The organism is Sphingobacterium sp. BIGb0165, assembly GCF_024810095.1.
GTDB classification, from domain to species: domain Bacteria; phylum Bacteroidota; class Bacteroidia; order Sphingobacteriales; family Sphingobacteriaceae; genus Sphingobacterium; species Sphingobacterium detergens.
On the sequence record NZ_JANUEB010000005.1, the window covers coordinates 456,790 to 474,721 of the forward strand.

The following is a 17,932-nucleotide window of genomic DNA, read 5'->3' on the forward strand; positions in this document are numbered from 1 at the left end:
AAACACATTGCGCTTGTGTTGTCTATTATACGGAGATGACATACACTTTGCTACAGCTAGTTGTAAAAATAATAAAATTGTGTTTTATTTTATCATAAACGCGATTTCAGGTTATATTTTCCTTTGAGTTGGAAGGGGAACGTGGGAATCGAAACGTTGAAAGTTGCGCAGGATTCGTCTGTCCTGTGGTCGAAACCTCTTCGAATTTCTTTCGGTAGTTCTTTGAGACTGGTTCGAGATTGGCTCGGGACTCGTTTGACTTGGCTTTGACTTTCGTATGGCTATTGTTCGATTTGTTGTCGGGGCCCAGTCGAAGAATGGGCGAAGTGTCGGTGAACTAATCCCGAAGCTATCCCCCAGTTGCCTCGAAGCAGTCCCGAAGCAGTCCCGAACACTGTTGGCACTTGAGCGGACTTGAGGGGACTTTGGTTCGAGCTGAGTGCTACCTTGTAAAAAAGGCACATGCTTTGTTAATTAAAAAATATTGATAATTTTGAGTTATGAACAGTAGAATCAAAAAGATTGCATCGGGTATGTTTGAGCGCTTTAGAAATCGTAAAATTACGGAAGCGGAGCTGTCACAAGCAGAATCTAAGGCAAAAAATCTGGGAAGCTATGTTGGTGATTTTAAATTGCTAATCGCCATGTGCAAGGATGCAATTACAGGAAAGTTTAAAATGAATAGCTGGAATCTATCCATTATTATCGGGACGATTATTTACGTTGTGTCCCCGGTCGATGCTATTCCGGATTTTATTGCTGTAGGCGGTTGGTTAGATGATGTTGCTATTGTTGCCTATGCTATACGGAAACTTTCGGAAGAAATAGAACGATACAAATCAGAGCGATTGGGCTGGCAGGTCAACAAATAAAAAAAGCTACTTTGTGAAAAGTAGCTTTTTTTATGAGGCGATCGGGATCGTTCTTAGTGTTTGAAATGTCTCACGCCTGTCGTTACCATCGCAACGCCTTTTTCATTAGCCATATCAATGGATAATTGATCTTTGATAGAACCACCTGGTTGCAATACTGCTGCAATACCTGCACCAGATGCAATTTCTACACAGTCAGGGAAAGGAAAGAAAGCATCTGATGCCATTGAACAACCTTGTAGATCAAAACCAAACGAAACTGCCTTTTCAATTGCTTGCTTTAAGGCATCGACTCTTGAAGTTTGCCCAACACCCGATGCTAACAATGTACCATTTTTAGCAAAGACAATGGTATTGGATTTTGTATGTTTTACAATTTTATTTGCAAAATATAAATCTTCCAATTGTTCAGCTGTAGGTGTTACAGTTGTTACTGTTACCATTTGCTCAGGTCCTTCAATTGTATTGTCCTTATCTTGAAGAATTACACCATTCAATAAGGTTTTGAACTGTTGGCTAGGTAGTTTTACATCTTTACGAACCAAGATAATTCTATTTTTCTTGGCGGTAAGAATAGCAATTGCTTCCTCCGAATAAGAAGGTGCGATTAAGACCTCGAAGAATAAATTATTGATCTCTGTTGCTGTTGTACCATCCACTTCGCCGTTGGTGATTAAAACCCCACCAAATGCTGAAACAGGATCACAAGCCAAGGCATCTAACCAAGCTTGTTTAATTGTTGGTCTTGATGCAACCCCACAAGCATTAGTGTGTTTTAGAATAGCAAATGTTGGTTGCTCAAATTCGTCGATTAAAGCTACAGCTGCATCTACATCAACAAGATTGTTGTACGAAAGCTCTTTACCATTTAATTTGTCGAACATGCTATTCAGATCGCCAAAGAAAATACCTTTTTGGTGCGGATTTTCACCATATCTCAACACCTGAGCATTTTGCTCGGATTGTTTAAAAACTTCAATTGGATTCTCTTGGTTGAAATAATTAAAGATTGCTGTGTCATAATGTGATGATGTATTGAAGGCGCGTTTCGCAAATTCTTTACGCTGCTCCAAAGAAGTATTACCTTCTTGGTTCGCTAGGATTTCTTCAAGCGCTTTATAATCATTTTTAGAAGAAATGATAACAACATCATTAAAGTTTTTCGCTGCTGCACGTATCAATGAGATTCCACCGATATCGATTTTTTCGATGATATCTTGCTCAGAAGCTCCGGAAGCAACAGTTTCCTCAAATGGATACAAATCCACAATAACCAAATCGATCTCTGGTATTTCATACTGTGCAAGTTGCTGTTGGTCCGATTCAAGCGGACGGCGCGCTAAAATTCCACCAAACACCTTTGGGTGTAAGGTCTTAACACGGCCTCCTAAAATCGAAGGGTAGCTTGTCAAGTCTTCAACTGGAACGACATCTATACCTAAGTCTCTGATAAATGTTTCTGTCCCACCAGTGGAATAGAATGTAACACCGTATTTGTTTAATAATTCAACTAAAGGAGCTAGGCCGTCTTTATAATAGACTGAAACCAAAGCATTTTTAATCTTTACAGGATGGTTCATTATGATGGATTTGTTTCGTGGCGCAAAGATAAGAATTTAAAGTCTTGATGTCAATAAATCAAGTACTTTTAAATAAAGACGGGCCTATTTATACCTAAGCCCGTCTTTATGTACGTTATACTAAATTGAGTTTTGTTTTGAGCTCTTCAGAAATCTGATTGGTAATATCCCAGATCGGCTCAGGTTCGTCCGTATTATTGAATATGACCTGATCGCAAGAATCCTGAAACGGTAATAAATACTCATTGTAAGAGGGGAGGACATGATTCAGCCATTTGTACATAACATCATCCTCAAAGTAACCACGTTCAACCAAATCGCGATGTAGTCTTCTTCTGAGTGCGATATCCTGATCAGCGCTCAGGAATATCTTATGATTTATAAGCGCATTTATTTCCGTGTAATAGAAAATAAAAAGTCCTTCGATAATCAATATCGGAGCCGGTTTTATCTCTAATATTTTTGGTGTTAATGAAGGATTATTAAACGTATATTCCTCTTTATAAATAGTCTCTCCATTAAAGAGTGCCTTAATATCTTTATAAAAAGCTTCTCTGTCTATGGATGTTGGGATATCGAAATTATAGAGTCTATTTTCTTCCTGCGTTTTTGTATTGGCGGGAATGTAATAGTCGTCTTGGGAAATCAATGTTACTTCATCGGTTTTGAAGTGTTTCAAAAAGCTATTCAAAAAAAAAGTTTTTCCAGAACCACTACTTCCGGCAATCCCTATGACATACGGTTTGTTATTCATTCTTGTTTTGCGCTGCAAGAGCTATTTTTATTATAATTAATTTTCTAAAGGTAATCCGTAGGCGATTTCTACCTGAAAGCGTTTATCTAATGCTCCGATACTTGCCGCTGCGGACTTTGATAACACAACAATAGCATTTTGGTTTTCAGCATTGTCATTAAATTTGCCGACTACTTTCGCGTAGGTAACGCTTTTAGTCATTGGGTTGGTAATTTTTAGGATTGTTCCTACAGGCGCACTTTTATGGAGCGCTAGATTGCTTGTTCCTTGGGAAGACAAACCATCAATCCAGACACCAATACCCCGCTCAGCTTTTTCCCGTATTCCGTAGCGATTTGTTGAAATCTGATTTTCTTCTTTATCGTCATCGTTTGTAGAATCGGGGACAACAACTTCAATACCTTTAGGCTCAACTAATTTTGGTCTTTCTGGTGGTAGCGGTTGATTTGGGATCATTAATTTCATGCCACCACCAATGGTATTGCTCTTTAGGTTGTTGGCTTTCTTGATATCTTCGACAGTAATGCCAAATCTTTTGGATATAGCGTAGAGTGTTTCTTTTTCACCAACGATATACGCTGTAAAGCCTTGCTGTGGGTTATTTGGATTCTGTTGTGCTGTGTTTACCGGTGTTTTAGTCGCAATAGGAGCGGGTTTTCGACCAGTTGGTACTTTAACAATCTGGCCGATACTTAATGTACCATTTCCATTTATTTGGGTGAGCTGACCCACGGTGGTTTTATACTTTTTGCTGAGTTGGTAATAATTATCTCCTTTTTCTATTTTGAAAAGGACAAGTTCTTCACCATTGACTATTTCTGTCCCAACTGAGTCGGGAATTGCGGTTGTACGTATGGAAGCGAAATTTTTAGCTTCAACCTGTTGTAGAGATAGCATAGAAATTGATAAAATGGCTACCTTTTTATATGTATTTAATTCGAATAATAGTTTCATATATTTTGCAATTATACTAAATACGAAACAAACTCCCGTTTATTGTCTGTCAAAAGGAATATTTGTTTGTTAACAAGAAAATAGATGTTGAAAAACTTTAAAGGCAACTGAGTTACTGCAACTACAGATTCAATTAACCTATCTTTTGTTGATCGAACTATCCGGATTTGATAGAGATTATCTTTGTTTTTTTCATAGAAAGCCCAAATAAAATAGTCATCCAAAACACTTAGCCAAATTTCGTCATCTGTTGTGAAATCTGTCAAAAAATGGGGTATTTGACCATTGTAGATTACTGGGTAGACTATTTGGCTGTCAAAAGGTTTAAAAGACGTTTCCTTTTTGCCTGCAATGGACATTGTCTTTAGATCTAAAAACAATTGCATTCCTTGCACGATCATTTTGGGCCTGAGCAGTATACCATCACTGACCATCTCGAGAAAAATGTAGTTAAACCAGGTCTCGTGTTGTTGTGGTTGATAACAGTCTATAATTTGGACACCGGCATCGATGGGTGAAGTGTTCGAGATTTTTTTTAGGATGAGTTTCTGACATTGAATTCCAGCCAACACCCACTCCTTGCTCATGGCCTTGAAGTCCTGAAGGACGTAATCTCCTTCAAAAGAAATCACATTGAAATAGGGAAGTGTGTCTGTTGGATTTCTGGTCTCTACTGCAATCAGTCTATTCTCTGCATCGATCTCGATCCGCCAGATGGGATAAGTAAATAGAACATTGAATGCTTTTGAGACTGTCTGATTTGTCATGTGATTTTCAACCAAGAGGACAAATTTACTAAAAGCTTTTAAATTATGGCTGGTGGGATTGTAATAAATGAAAAACGTCCAGACGAGCTGGACGTTTTTTTCTGAGAAGAATATCTTAAAATTTAGAACCGATTGTCAAAACGACATTTGTTCGTTGATTTTTTATATCTGCGGCAGGGCTGGCTGTATTCCAAAAATCTTCAGCGATAGTATAAGGGCTTTCTTTGTAATTGACAGCATTATAAGCTCCTGTCAAATCAATATACATTCCCCGACCGAGTTTCGCACCAATACCTAAAGATGCAGTATAGTTTGTATAGTCTGCATTTTTGTACGGATTGCCACTATAATTGAATCCCGCTCTACCACTAAAAACGTTGTCAAATAAAACTTCACCACCGATCCGCGCATTAAAAGCACCTTGGTATGTGTTTTTAATGTTTTGGTTCATATCTTGTTCTAATGCTTTATTAGCGGCACCAGCATCTTTAAAACGCATAGCTCCATAATCCACCCATTCCACATCTGCGGTAATCAAGCCACTGGAAAATACCTGACTGGCCCCTAAGGAGAGTTTGTATGGTGTGTTCATATTATACTCTAAATAGCTATAGCCTGCTTTATCGCTGGTGCGGTATTCTTTAAAAGACTTATCTTCATTTGGCTTAAAATAACGAAATTCCGAATTGCTGTAAGACTCATCTCTAATGCTCATAAATGTCGGTGATTTCGCTGTAAAGCCCATGCTGAAAGTAGGTGTGAACTTGTAAATTACCCCTAATTTGAAATCTACACCAGTACCATCCGTCACTTGTGCATAGTCATCGTACAGTTCATAATCCTTATCCAACATTTCACGTTTACTAGCATATTCCGCACCTGGTTTTAAAAAGTCAGACTTTGGATTCGCTTTTGTCATTTGCGCTACATTCATTGTCTGGCCATACTCCGTAAACCAGCTCGAGTTGTCATAACTAAAGGCTGTAAACCCCAAAGCTGCCCCCAAGTACAATTTATTGCTGTAGTTTGCACCAAAAGACAAGACAGATTCTGATTTACTTCCTTTTTCAAGGATGGAATTTACTTGATTAAAACCATCTTTTCCATTATAGTTACCAAAACTTGTAATAGGCAAATAGGATCCTTTTTTGTCAGGATCTACATCAAATAACAAAGAGTTACCGTAGACTTCCTGGCCCCAACCACTTAATCCTCCTGGCGCAGATAAACGGTCCGAATAAGCATCTGTTATCGAACTTGTGTTATTAACACCTTTATATTCCAGTAGGTTGTTGTAGACATAATTGCGGTTGTAAGCAATCCCAACATTGAAGTTCAACCAGCCTTTTTCGAGGCTTCCCCCATTCCGGTAGGTAGGCAGATGAAAAACAATTCCGGCATTATCCAGATTGAAATTGTTTTTGCTGCTATTTGTATTCTGTCCGAAATAATCTGTTTTATTTTTATTATTAAGGTATCTACCTGTTACCGAAATGTCTGATTGGTTAAAATACCCCAAACCAGCCGGATTGCCAGTAATTGAGCTAATATCGCCACCCAAAGCGGTTGAAGCATTTCCCATGGCTTTGAAGCGAGCAGTACCACCATTGTCCCCTTGGGAAAATAAAAGCACATCTTTCGTGTATTGCGCCTGAGCAGTCCCTGCTGCACCGATTAAAAATGCAGTTCCAAAAAGTAATTTTTTGATTGTCATATGCTAAAATATCGTCTATAATAAGCAGTAGCACACAGGGTAATGTATGCTACTGTAAGCTATTTTTATGATTAGCGTGTACGTCCGCCACTGGATCTGGTGCTACCACCGCCACCGCCACCACCAGAGAATCCGCCACTGGATCTAGTGCTACCGCCACCGGAATAACCTCCACTTGAGCGTGTCGATCCACCATCATAACTTCTTGTTGGAGGAGTATAGGATGGTCTTGATGTCGAACCTGGATTGCTTGAACGAGTTTCCATGGAACGGCTCATTGGACGAGAAACATCACCGGAACTTGAACGGGTTCTTGAAGTTCCATTGGAGCTCCGCATGCTTGGGTAAGTTCCATTAGATCTATCCGATGTCCGTGTTCTGCTACCATCTGTATATCCGCCTCTTGTTGAGATACCGTCCGAAGACCTTGTTCTACCATTTGATCTGTCATAGGAAGAAGAACTACGTGATATAGAGCCATCAGATGATCTAGTACGTCCACCAGCGCTTGATCGCGTGTTAGCGACTGACGTAATACGTCCTCTGGAATCTCTGGCTACACCAGTACGGTCATAATTTCCTGAACTTCTGGTGCGGGAAGAGGAAGTCCGTGTATTATAGTTGTCTCGATAAGTTGATCGAGATGAAGCATAATGAGGTCTTGAATTGCCCCAATAGCCACCGCCCCAATAACCGTTACCATGCCAGCCAGATCCCCAGTAGCCACCGCCATACCAGCCACCCCAAGGGTTATAGCCACCATACCAAGGGGATCCCCAACCCCAGCTCGATCCCCAGCCAAAACCAAGAGACCATGAAGAACCCCAGCCTGAATTCCAACCCCAGCCTAAACCGAAGGAAGGACCATATCCGTACATACCACCGAATCCATAGCCATACCATGGATCAAAGAATGGATCAAAATAGGTCATTCCGGGGGACGCATAATAAAACCTGTTTATACGATTCGCGTATTCTAGATCTTCATAGGAATCATTGTTATAATCCTGGTCTGAATATTCGTCATCATAGTAACCGTCTTGAGCCTGTCCTCCCTGTTGAACCTGATCCGCATCTGTGTAATAGTAATCTGGACTTTGATAGACTTTCTGTCTAGCCTGTCCATTATTGCCATAGACATCGTCGCCATAGATTTGCCTGCTAGTACCGCAGGAACCTAACATAAATGCTCCTGTCATGGCAAGTGCTCCGATAAATAATCTATTTTTTTTCATAATATCCTAAATCGTTATTTTCGATTATACAGCCTTATTTACTATCTTAGACGCAAATTTCTCGAGGTGGTTTAATCGAAGTAATCAAAAATACAAATATTTTTTATTGAACGCTTTTTGTATTGGAGATACAGACGAGATTTAACGTAATAATGTTACAATAATTTATCAATTTCATATGAGTAAAGGAATAACAAGTCGTGCAGAAGATTATTCGCAATGGTACAATGAACTTGTGATCAAAGCTGATCTGGCTGAAAATTCAGCTGTACGGGGCTGTATGGTGATCAAACCATACGGATATGCTATCTGGGAAAGAATGCAAGCAATCTTAGACAAAAGATTTAAAGAAACAGGCCATAGCAATGCTTACTTCCCTTTATTCATTCCCAAGTCGTTTTTTTCTAAAGAAGCTGCCCATGTGGAAGGTTTCGCTACTGAATGTGCTGTAGTCACACATTATAGATTGAAAAACGATGGTACCGGAAAGATTGTGGTGGATGAAGATGCAAAGTTGGAGGAAGAGTTGATTGTACGCCCGACTTCTGAAACAATTATATGGAATACGTACCGTGGTTGGGTCGAATCTTATCGTGACCTTCCAATTTTGGTTAACCAATGGGCAAATGTGGTCCGTTGGGAAATGCGTACGCGTCTTTTCTTACGTACAGCAGAATTTTTATGGCAGGAAGGACACACTGCACACGCAACTAGGGAAGAAGCTATTGAAGAGACAGAACGTATGCTTGATGTCTATGCTGAATTTGCTGAAAATATTTTAGCTGTACCTGTTGTACGCGGACGGAAAACTGAAAACGAACGCTTTGCAGGTGCATTGGATACCTATTGTATCGAGGCTTTAATGCAAGATGGCAAGGCTTTACAAGCGGGAACGTCGCATTTTCTTGGGCAGAATTTTGCAAAGGCTTTTGATGTGAAATTTACATCAAAAGAGGGTAAACTTGAACATGTGTGGGCAACATCATGGGGTGTTTCTACCCGTTTGATAGGAGCCTTGATTATGGCTCACTCTGATGATCAAGGATTGGTATTGCCTCCGAAATTGGCGCCAATTCAGGTCGTTATTGTTCCAATTTTTAAAACTGAAGAAGAAAAAGCGCAGATTGATACATTCGTAGATCGGTTAGTAAACGAATTGAAGGTAAAGGATATCTCGGTGAAATATGATGATCGCGATACACAACGTCCAGGCTTTAAATTTGCTGAATGGGAATTGAAAGGTGTACCAGTGCGTGTAGCTGTGGGAGCAAGAGATATGCAAAATGGAACTGTGGAGTTAGCACGTCGCGATACACAAACAAAAGAAACTGTCGCTCAGGATGGATTGGCTCGAAATATTGAACAGTTGTTGCATGTAATACAGGAAAATATTTACCAAAAAGCCCTAAACTTTAGAACATCTCATTTTACTGAGGTGAATTCTTACGATGAATTTAAAGAGGTTCTGGAAGGTAAGGGAGGATTTATTTCTTGCCATTGGGACGGAACAATAGAAACTGAGAAGCGTGTAAAAGAGGAAACAAAAGCTACGATCCGTTGTATTCCTTTGGATGCCAAAGAGGAGGAAGGTGTTTGTATCTTTACTGGTAAACCTTCTAGCCGACGCGTTTTATTTGCAAAAGCTTATTAGTATTTTGACCTTATGCGGATACTCATTTTAGGATGTGGATGGCTGGCAGAATCGTTTGCCATGGATATGAAACATCAGGGACATGAGGTCTGGGCAAGTACAACACAATATGAAAAATACCATCGGCTTAAAACTGATGGTATTTTTTCGTTTATTGCTGACTTTGATAAACGTAGTGCGTCGCTTGATGTGCTTATCCCGGGCCGGTTCGACTTTGTATTAAATAGCATTCCTGCCAGCCAAAAAAATAGTCTTTCTGGTTTAGAAACTCGTTTTTCGAATATTAAGGGATTTCTTGAAAACATTCAATGGACCAAACAGTTGTTTTTAAGTTCGGTTGGAATTTACCCAGATAAAAATGCTGTCTATAGTGAATTGGATTCAGCTGGAATTGAATTTTCCGAAAAACTCTTTTTGGCTGAGCAGTTCATGTTACAACTGCCCAACACTTATATATATCGACTTGGCGGCTTATTTGGCAAAAATCGCATTTTCGCCAAATACTTTGCTAATCGTATATGCACAACGGGTGAACAGCCTGCCAATTTTGTCCATCTCGATGATGTTGTGCAGTTGATTATGTTGGCTTCTGTTAAGGACCTAAGTCATCGTGTTTACAATGTTGTGGCACCTATGCACCCCAAGAAAAAGGATGTGATCCTGGCCTCTGCGCAAAGGTATGGTTTCGATCTGCCATTGCAATTTGAACATGGGGATCTTTTTCAAAAAGTAGTCTGTGGAAATCTGCTTCGAAAGGAGCTGGATTACCATTATATTTGGCCCGATCCTTTGGAATTTTGAATTTGTTGAAATCCAAAAACTTTATCTTTTTAGAATAAAGTATAATTTGCTTTATATAGAGTGTAAATAATTAAATAATTTCATTATTTTAACGTCAGTTCTGCTAGGGAAATTTATATAGAATATCTAAAACTAAAATCTAGCATTGGTTTTAGTTGATATTTTATATTTTCTAATGTATCTGTATGGATAAACAACTGGTAGATTTAATATTTTAGCGCATATAAAAAAACCATGACAAACGTAGAGCGACATCAATATATTTTAAAACAATTAAAAGAGGTAGGTATAGTCCAAGTGATTGACCTATGTGAGGAACTGGGCGTATCTTCTGTTACCATCCGCAAGGATCTTACACTGTTGGAGGAGAGCGGACTGCTTTTTCGGACCCATGGAGGAGCGACACAATATAATCCGTATACGACGGATCGCACAGTATTTGAAAAAGAGAAACTTCGCTCGGACGATAAAAGTAGAATCGGGAAGAAGGCTGCTGAGATGATTGAAGAAAATGATTCAATTATTATTGCTTCCGGAACAACAATGCAATCGTTGGCCAGGCAGATTGTACCTAAGGGAAATATCACCGTGGTAACTTCAGCGCTGAATGTTGCCATGGAGCTAATTAAATACCCGTCAGTAGAAATTATGCAGATGGGAGGTACATTACGAAAAACTTCTACTTCAGTCACTGGAAAATATGCTGAAAACTTACTGCATGATTTTTATTGTAGTAAATTGTTTTTAGGGGTGGATGGAATAGATCTGGAGTATGGTGTGTCAACATCGAGTGCGCAAGAAGCTCAATTGAATCGTATCATGATAGATACAGCCCAAAAGGTCGTTGTACTCGCTGATTCGTCCAAATTTGGAAGACGTAGTTTTGGTCGAATTTGTGGCTTCGAAAAAATTGATATTTTGATTACAGATGATAAAGTGAGTGCCGGATTTGTGGAATCGTTGGAGAAGTCCGGTGTGCATGTCGTGGTTGTCTAGGTTTCTATTTGTCGCTCCTGCGATAAGTTAATGTCAAGCAGTTGTCGCGAGTAAGTAGCAAACTTTGCGATAGATATAGATCTAATTTGATAGTGTTTGTGCGCAAGCACTATAAACAAAAAGGCTTCTTAATACATTAAGAAGCCTTTTTGTTTATAGTATAATTTACCTTTAGCTGAGCGCGGGCTCTTGCTGACTCAAGCAATGAAAACTACCCAGTCCCCAGATAATGTCTACGGAGTTAATTCCGATAACTTTTCGTGTCGGAAAACATTCCTGAATAATATCCAATGCTCTTTGGTCATTAGCGTCGTTGAAAATTGGAACAACGACAACATCATTTGCAATATAAAAATTTGCGTATGATGCCGGAAGCCTGGTGTCCTCATAGATCACTGGTGCTGGCATCGGTAGTTCGACGATATTAAGCGATTCTCCGTTTAATAATCTGAAGGAACGAAGTGTTTCTAGATTTTCCTGGAGGATGGCATAATTTTCATCTTCTGGATTTTCTTCGACAACAGTTAAAACAGTGTTTTCATTGACAAAACGTGTAATGTCGTCAATATGACCATCTGTGTCGTCTCCAATGATTCCGTCGCCTAGCCATAATACCTGATCTTGTCCATAGAATTCTTTGAGGTAAGTCTCAATCTGTTCTTTTGTATAATCAGGGTTTCTGTTTTCATTGAGCAGACATGCTGTTGTCGTCATCACTGTTCCGGCTCCGTTGAATTCGACAGAACCACCCTCCATAACGATATTAGGTGTGAACAAAGGAAGGTTGAACTCTTTGGCTATCCGTGTAGGAACGACATCATCCAGATCGAAAGGCGGATACTTGCCACCCCAGGCGTTATAGCCCCAGTCAACAACTGCTTTTGTGCCTGAATTTTGATTGATCAGGAAAGCGGGACCATGATCTCTACACCAAGCGTCATTGGTTGGATTGAAATAAAACTCAATATTGCTTAAATCAGCAGTTACTTTTTTCAATTCTGCGATGGCGAATGCCTTCATATCTTCGTCAGCAACATTAATTCGGACTTTCTGTCCAGCAGCAACAGTTTTAATAAACTCGCAATAGGGCTGGTATATGGTGTCGATTTTTCCAGGCCAAGATTCCTCTTTATGAGGCCAGCTCAACCACAAAGCTTCTTGTTTTGCCCATTCTGCGGGAAATGAAAAACCTTGTTTTTTTGGGGAGTTATCAAAATATGCCTGAGTGAAAGTGCTTTCTTGTTCCATGCTTTAAAATGTAAAAAGCCATTTTAATCTGCTCTTCTTTTGACGAATTACAAAATTAAAATGGCCAATATGATTTGATATTAGTCTTCGTCAATAAAACGTTTAGTGATTGGAGAATATGTTTCAATTCTACGATCTCTCAAGAATGGCCAGTGTTTTCTGAAATAATCAGATTCAGCTAGATCTAGTTCAACTACTTCAATTTCTTCTTTATCGTGAGAAGCGAGGTATAACAGTTTACCTTGTCCATTTGCCACAAAGCTTCCGCCCCAGAATTTCATGGCGCCATCCTGCTCAAATCCGACACGGTTGACAGATACCACTGGTACACCATTTGCTACTGCATGAGAGCGTTGAATGGTTTGCCAAGCATTGTATTGGTCTTTGTTGGTTTCTTCGTCCTGATCTGTAGCCCAGCCAATCGCAGTCGGGTAAAATAAAATTTCGGCACCCATTAATGCGGTGATCCTTGATGCTTCCGGATACCATTGGTCCCAACAGATTAATATACCTATTCTGCCAAATTTTGTTTTGAAAACTTTATAGCCTAGATCACCTGGTGTGAAATAGAATTTCTCATAAAATGCTGGATCATCTGGGATATGCATTTTACGGTATTTGCCTAAATAGGAGCCATCAGCATCTAATATGGCGGTCGTATTATGATAAAGACCTTCAGCTCTTTTTTCAAATAATGAAGCGATAATAACGACTCCTGCTTCTTTCGCTACAGCAGATAGGGCATCTGTAGATGGACCAGGGATAGATTCAGCCAGTGCGAAATTGTCATAATCTTCAACATCGCAGAAATATAAAGAGGTAAAGAGTTCTTGCAGACACACAATTTGCGCACCTTTTGCAGCGGCTTCTTTTACTTTAGCGATTGCTTTTTCGAGATTCTCTTGTTTGCTTGCGGTACAGCTCATCTGTACAACTCCAACTTTTACTTTGCTCATTCCTTCATGCTTATTTAATTCGAGCACAAAGATACTATTCTTAATTTAGATTTGATTGTCACCCGAAAAACAAAAAAGAGCTCTTAGAGCTCTTTTCTTAATCTTGCGACTGGTATATTTAATGCTTCACGGTATTTAGCTACCGTTCGACGGGCAATATTGTAGCCTTTTTCTTTGAGAATTTCGGTCAATTTCTCATCGGCAAGTGGTTTGCGCTTGTTTTCTTTCGCAATACACTCTTCGAGTATTTTCTTAACCTCTTTATTTGAAACCTCCTCTCCGGAGTCTGTTTGGATTGCCTCGGAGAAAAATGATTTTAATAGAAATGTTCCAAATTCTGTTTGTACATATTTAGAGTTTGCTACACGGGAAACGGTTGAAATATCCATGTCGATCTTATCTGCGATATCTTTTAGGATCATGGGTTTCAATTTACGGTCATCTCCGGTAAGAAAATAATCGTATTGGTATTCCATGATCGCATTCATTGTCTTGAGCAGTGTCTGTTGGCGTTGTTTGATTGCATCAATAAACCATTTTGCTGAATCGAGTTTTTGTTTGACAAACTGTACCGCTTCTTTCATTTTTTTGTCCTTTTGATCGGATTTTTCATAATGTTCAAACATGTGCTGATAGTCCCGGCTTATGCGGAGTTCTGGTGCATTACGTCCATTCAGGGTTAAATGCAAGATGCTGTCGTTGTTGCTGATATGAAAGTCTGGGATGATATGGAGTTGTTTTCCGGCTACTGCCCCAGAGTCACCTGGTTTGGGGTTGAGCTTTAAGATTTCATTGACGACATTTTTCAATTCTTCAGAAGATACACCTAGCGATTTCTCTAGTTTGTCATAGTGCTTTTTTGTGAACTCATCCAAATAATTGGAGACGACTTTTATAGCAAGTTTAATGGTTGGGTTGTTCGTATCTTTCTTTTGTAACTGTATCAAAAGACATTCTTGCAAATCTCTGGCACCAATTCCTGCGGGTTCAAAATCTTGGATCACTTTTAGCATTTCTAACACTTCATGTTCTTCGGTCATTACATTTTGACCGAAGGCCAGGTCATCTACCAGATTGATGATAGGACGTCTTAAGTAACCGTCGTCATCCAGACTGCCGATAATTTGTTGACCCACTAAAAAGTGCTTATCATCTAAAGCGAGAAGGTCTAATTGTTGTTGTAATTGTTCATAGAATGAATGTTGAATAGCAACGGGCATCTCTTTTCTTTCATCATCGTCATCACCGTAATCATATCCATTTCCGTAATCTTTGTAGTCGTCTTCTTGTATATAGTCCTCCAAACTGAAGTCATCTGAATCGAATCCTTCTTCGTTGTCGAAGTTGTCATCCGGATCTTTATCTGGATATTCTTCTATTGGATCGGTCATATTAGTCAAGCTACCATCTTCTAATGCGGGGTTTTCTTCTAATTCTTCTTTTATTCTGGCATCTAATGAAACTGTTGGTACCTGCAACAATTTAATAAATTGAATTTGTTGTGGAGACAGTTTTTGTAATAGCTTTTGTTGTAATGTCTGTTTTAACATGCTAATAGTTGACTAGTTTACATCTAAATTTAAACAAATATCATTATTATTTTAAAATAAAATAGATAATAAATCAAAAGTAGGTATAATATTTGCGGAACCCGTCGGCTAACTTATTGATCTAAACAATGTCCTTCTTCATTTTTTTTGCTATTTTAATTCCATAAATTGGAAATAGCAAGTCTTATATGGGGTGTTTTTGCCGAATGTCTCTGCTTGAATACATGCTGGTTTTTTATTGTTAAAAAATGTAAATAGTTGATTAGGGACATTTATTTAGTTGTATATTTAGCCCCTGAAACAGATATAAACGCATATTGGGTGGGGGATAAAACCTTTTGTTGATTCAATATGTTGAATATAAGATAAATTTCCATTTATGTTTAGACGTATTAAGAATCGGATTCTTCGTTATCTCGTTATTGCAATATATTTCGTTATAGTTTTGGTTTGTGCTATACAACTTAATTTTTTGTGGCTTTTTGGTTACTCGCCTACAAAAAAAGATATCATTATGCCAAGTGTCAATATTTCGACAGAACTGTATACGGCCGACAGTGTATTGATTGGGCGATATTTTGATGAGGATAGAAATCCAATCCCTTTTGACAGCATTCCTAAAACTGTTATTAATGCACTGATAGCAACAGAAGATGTGCGTTTCTATCAGCACAATGGTGTTGACTTTTTGGGGCTTGGTTCGGGGATTGTCTCAACATTAAAGGGAGATAAACGTGGAGCGAGTACGATAACGCAGCAGCTTGCAAAGAATCTTTACCGTACCCGTTACAATAAGGCAGGGGGGCTATTGACACGTTTGCCTGTTGCGGGTTTGGTTGTTACTAAATTTAAAGAGTGGATGACTGCTTATAAACTGGAACAGCGGTATACGAAGAACCAAATTTTGGAAATGTACCTCAATACAGTTTCTTTTAGTAATAATGCGTATGGAATAGAAACCGCTGCAAAACGTTATTTTTCAAAAGGAGCAAATCGACTGAATCAAAATGAAGCGGCTGTATTGATTGGTATGTTAAAGGGAACGACCTTATATAATCCGATCAGAAATCCGGAAAAAGCATTTGACCGCAAAAACACAGTATTGAGCCAAATGTATAAGGGTGGCTTTCTGAAAAAAGAAGAGTATGATGCGTTGGTTAAAGAAAAGATAATTTTGAATACCAATAATCAAGATATAAATGCCGGAGGGGATTCGTATCTGCGTACAGCTGTGGCTAAATGGTTGGAAAAATGGTCCGAAGAGAATAATTACGATATCTATACTGATGGTTTGAAGATTTATACAACCATCAACTCCAAGCTTCAGAAGCACGCTGAAGAGGCTGTAGCAAAACAGATGACGGAGTTACAGCAACGTTTAAATAATACTTGGGATGGTCAGGAGCCTTGGCGGGATCTTTCTGGAAAGGTGATCCCAAACTTTTTGGAGAATTTAGCTAAAAAAACACCTTATTATGAGTTTCTGAGTAAAAAATATGCCAATACTCCGGATAGTATCAATTTCTTCTTAAATAAGAAGAAAAAAATGGAAGTTTACAATTGGAAAGATAAGGGTAAGATTGAAAAGGAAATGTCTACGATGGATTCCCTGAAATATTATGCGATGATGTTGAATGCCGGGATGATGTCGATGGATCCTTATTCAGGTGAAATTAAAGCTTGGGTAGGTGGGATAGATCACCAATATTTTAAATACGATCACGTGATGCAGGCGAAACGACAAGCGGGTTCGACATTTAAACCTTTTGTTTATTTGGCGGCCTTAGAGTCTGGGATGTCGCCTTGTGATAAGATTACGGATAAACCTGTTACAATAAAGATTGATAAGGGGGATTCTGTTGAAGTATGGGAACCTAAAAATGCAGATTGGAATTTTTCCTATCGGGAGATGTCTTTGCGTCATGCCATGGCGAGATCCATCAATTCGGTTACTGTTCAGTTGACGGATATGGTGACACCGGCAAAAGTAGTGGATGCCGCTCAGCGTTGTGGTATTACAAGTAAGCTGAACCCTGTGGCTTCTGTTGGATTAGGGCCTAATGATGTGTCGGTATTTGAGATGGTCAACGGTTACTCGACTATGATGAACCATGGCGAGCGAGTTACACCAGTACTGGTTTCTAAAATTGAAGATCACGATGGAAATGTAATTGCCACTTTTCAGGCGGAGCGCAAACAGGTGGTCGATAAGCAGGATGCTTGGTTAATGACTTATATGTTGCGTGGTGGGATGGAAGAGCCAAGAGGTACATCGCAGGGTTTGTGGGAATGGGATCTTTTTGATAAAGAAAATGAAATTGGCGGGAAGACTGGAACTTCTTCGGAATATGTTGATGGTTGGTATATGGGTGTGACCAAGGATTTAGTCACTGGAATCTGGGTTGGCTGTGATGAAAGAAGCATACACTTTAAGAATTCACATACCGGGGAAGGTTCACGTACGGCTTTGCCTATATTTGGTGTGTTTTTGGAATCTGTTTATAAGGACAAGCAATTGGGGTATACACAGGGCAAATTCCCAGAATCTACAGTCGAAATTACGAAATCCTATAAATGTGAGACACCGCGTTATAGCGAGCCGGAGCCAGAACAAAGTGATTCAACAAATGTTGAGGAACAGACGGACGAGGGTTTTATTGGACCTGAAGAAGAGTCTACTGAGGGTGCTACCGAGCACAATAACAATGGTGGTAGTGTTGGTGAAAACACAGGGGCGTTGGAGAATACCTCGTCAACCTAAATTTAGTAAAAGCGTTTATCCTCTTTTGGATCTATAACAGCATAATAAATAGCAAGCTGCCTAATGAAAATTGGGCGGCTTTTTTTATTCTAT

Annotated in this window: 14 protein-coding genes; 5 read left to right on the forward strand and 9 right to left on the reverse strand. The window is 39.2% G+C overall.

Annotated elements, in window-relative coordinates; translation table 11 throughout:
* The first annotated feature begins 500 nt into the window (after window positions 1–500).
* Window positions 501–872 carry a YkvA family protein gene (locus M2408_RS13930; RefSeq protein WP_259182778.1) on the forward strand — a complete coding sequence of 124 codons (372 nt, stop codon included), beginning with the start codon at window positions 501–503 and terminating at the stop codon, window positions 870–872.
* Between the two features lie 53 nt (window positions 873–925).
* Here the strand turns inward: M2408_RS13930 and purH are convergent, their stop codons facing one another.
* The 6 genes from purH to M2408_RS13960 form a co-directional block, all read right to left on the reverse strand.
* Window positions 926–2,452: a bifunctional phosphoribosylaminoimidazolecarboxamide formyltransferase/IMP cyclohydrolase gene (purH, locus tag M2408_RS13935; RefSeq protein ID WP_259182780.1), complete on the reverse strand. Its 1,527-nt coding sequence runs from the start codon at window positions 2,450–2,452 to the stop codon at window positions 926–928.
* Between the two features lie 115 nt (window positions 2,453–2,567).
* The gene (locus M2408_RS13940) at window positions 2,568–3,206 is read right to left on the reverse strand and encodes a uridine kinase (RefSeq protein WP_259182781.1); all 639 of its coding nucleotides are present in this window, start codon (window positions 3,204–3,206) and stop codon (window positions 2,568–2,570) included.
* A 36-nt stretch (window positions 3,207–3,242) separates the two neighbouring features.
* Window positions 3,243–4,160: a LysM peptidoglycan-binding domain-containing protein gene (locus tag M2408_RS13945; RefSeq protein WP_259182783.1), complete on the reverse strand. Its 918-nt coding sequence runs from the start codon at window positions 4,158–4,160 to the stop codon at window positions 3,243–3,245.
* Window positions 4,161–4,171: 11 nt separating this feature from the next.
* Window positions 4,172–4,927 carry a hypothetical protein gene (locus M2408_RS13950; protein ID WP_259182785.1) on the reverse strand — a complete coding sequence of 252 codons (756 nt, stop codon included), beginning with the start codon at window positions 4,925–4,927 and terminating at the stop codon, window positions 4,172–4,174.
* 115 nt (window positions 4,928–5,042) lie between these two features.
* Complete coding sequence (locus tag M2408_RS13955; protein WP_259182787.1) at window positions 5,043–6,641, reverse strand: OmpP1/FadL family transporter; 1,599 nt, start codon at window positions 6,639–6,641, stop codon at window positions 5,043–5,045.
* A gap of 71 nt (window positions 6,642–6,712) precedes the next feature.
* Entirely contained in the window at window positions 6,713–7,876 is a 1,164-nt protein-coding gene (locus M2408_RS13960) for a hypothetical protein (RefSeq protein ID WP_259182788.1), read from the reverse strand.
* Between the two features lie 178 nt (window positions 7,877–8,054).
* Here M2408_RS13960 and proS point away from each other — a divergent pair, with 178 nt between their 5' ends.
* The 3 genes from proS (at window position 8,055) to agaR (ending at window position 11,324) form a co-directional block, all read left to right on the forward strand.
* Complete coding sequence (gene proS / locus M2408_RS13965) at window positions 8,055–9,527, forward strand: proline--tRNA ligase (RefSeq protein ID WP_259182790.1); 1,473 nt, start codon at window positions 8,055–8,057, stop codon at window positions 9,525–9,527.
* Between the two features lie 12 nt (window positions 9,528–9,539).
* Window positions 9,540–10,328, forward strand: a complete 789-nt coding sequence (locus tag M2408_RS13970; RefSeq protein ID WP_259182792.1) for a GDP-L-fucose synthase — start codon at window positions 9,540–9,542, stop codon at window positions 10,326–10,328.
* 234 nt (window positions 10,329–10,562) lie between these two features.
* Entirely contained in the window at window positions 10,563–11,324 is a 762-nt protein-coding gene (agaR, locus tag M2408_RS13975) for a transcriptional repressor AgaR (RefSeq protein WP_120258429.1), read from the forward strand.
* Window positions 11,325–11,495: 171 nt separating this feature from the next.
* On the opposite strand, the gene M2408_RS13980 is transcribed toward agaR, so the two are convergent.
* From M2408_RS13980 to rpoN, 3 genes are all read right to left on the reverse strand, one after another.
* The gene (locus tag M2408_RS13980) at window positions 11,496–12,572 is read right to left on the reverse strand and encodes an agmatine/peptidylarginine deiminase (RefSeq protein ID WP_259182794.1); all 1,077 of its coding nucleotides are present in this window, start codon (window positions 12,570–12,572) and stop codon (window positions 11,496–11,498) included.
* 80 nt (window positions 12,573–12,652) lie between these two features.
* Window positions 12,653–13,528: a carbon-nitrogen hydrolase gene (locus M2408_RS13985; protein ID WP_259182795.1), complete on the reverse strand. Its 876-nt coding sequence runs from the start codon at window positions 13,526–13,528 to the stop codon at window positions 12,653–12,655.
* Between the two features lie 83 nt (window positions 13,529–13,611).
* Complete coding sequence (rpoN, locus tag M2408_RS13990; protein WP_259182796.1) at window positions 13,612–15,078, reverse strand: RNA polymerase factor sigma-54; 1,467 nt, start codon at window positions 15,076–15,078, stop codon at window positions 13,612–13,614.
* 514 nt (window positions 15,079–15,592) lie between these two features.
* Between rpoN and M2408_RS13995 the strand changes: the two genes are divergently transcribed.
* Window positions 15,593–17,839, forward strand: coding sequence for a penicillin-binding protein 1A (locus tag M2408_RS13995; protein ID WP_259182799.1), 2,247 nt, complete (start codon window positions 15,593–15,595; stop codon window positions 17,837–17,839).
* Window positions 17,840–17,932: the final 93 nt, after the last annotated feature.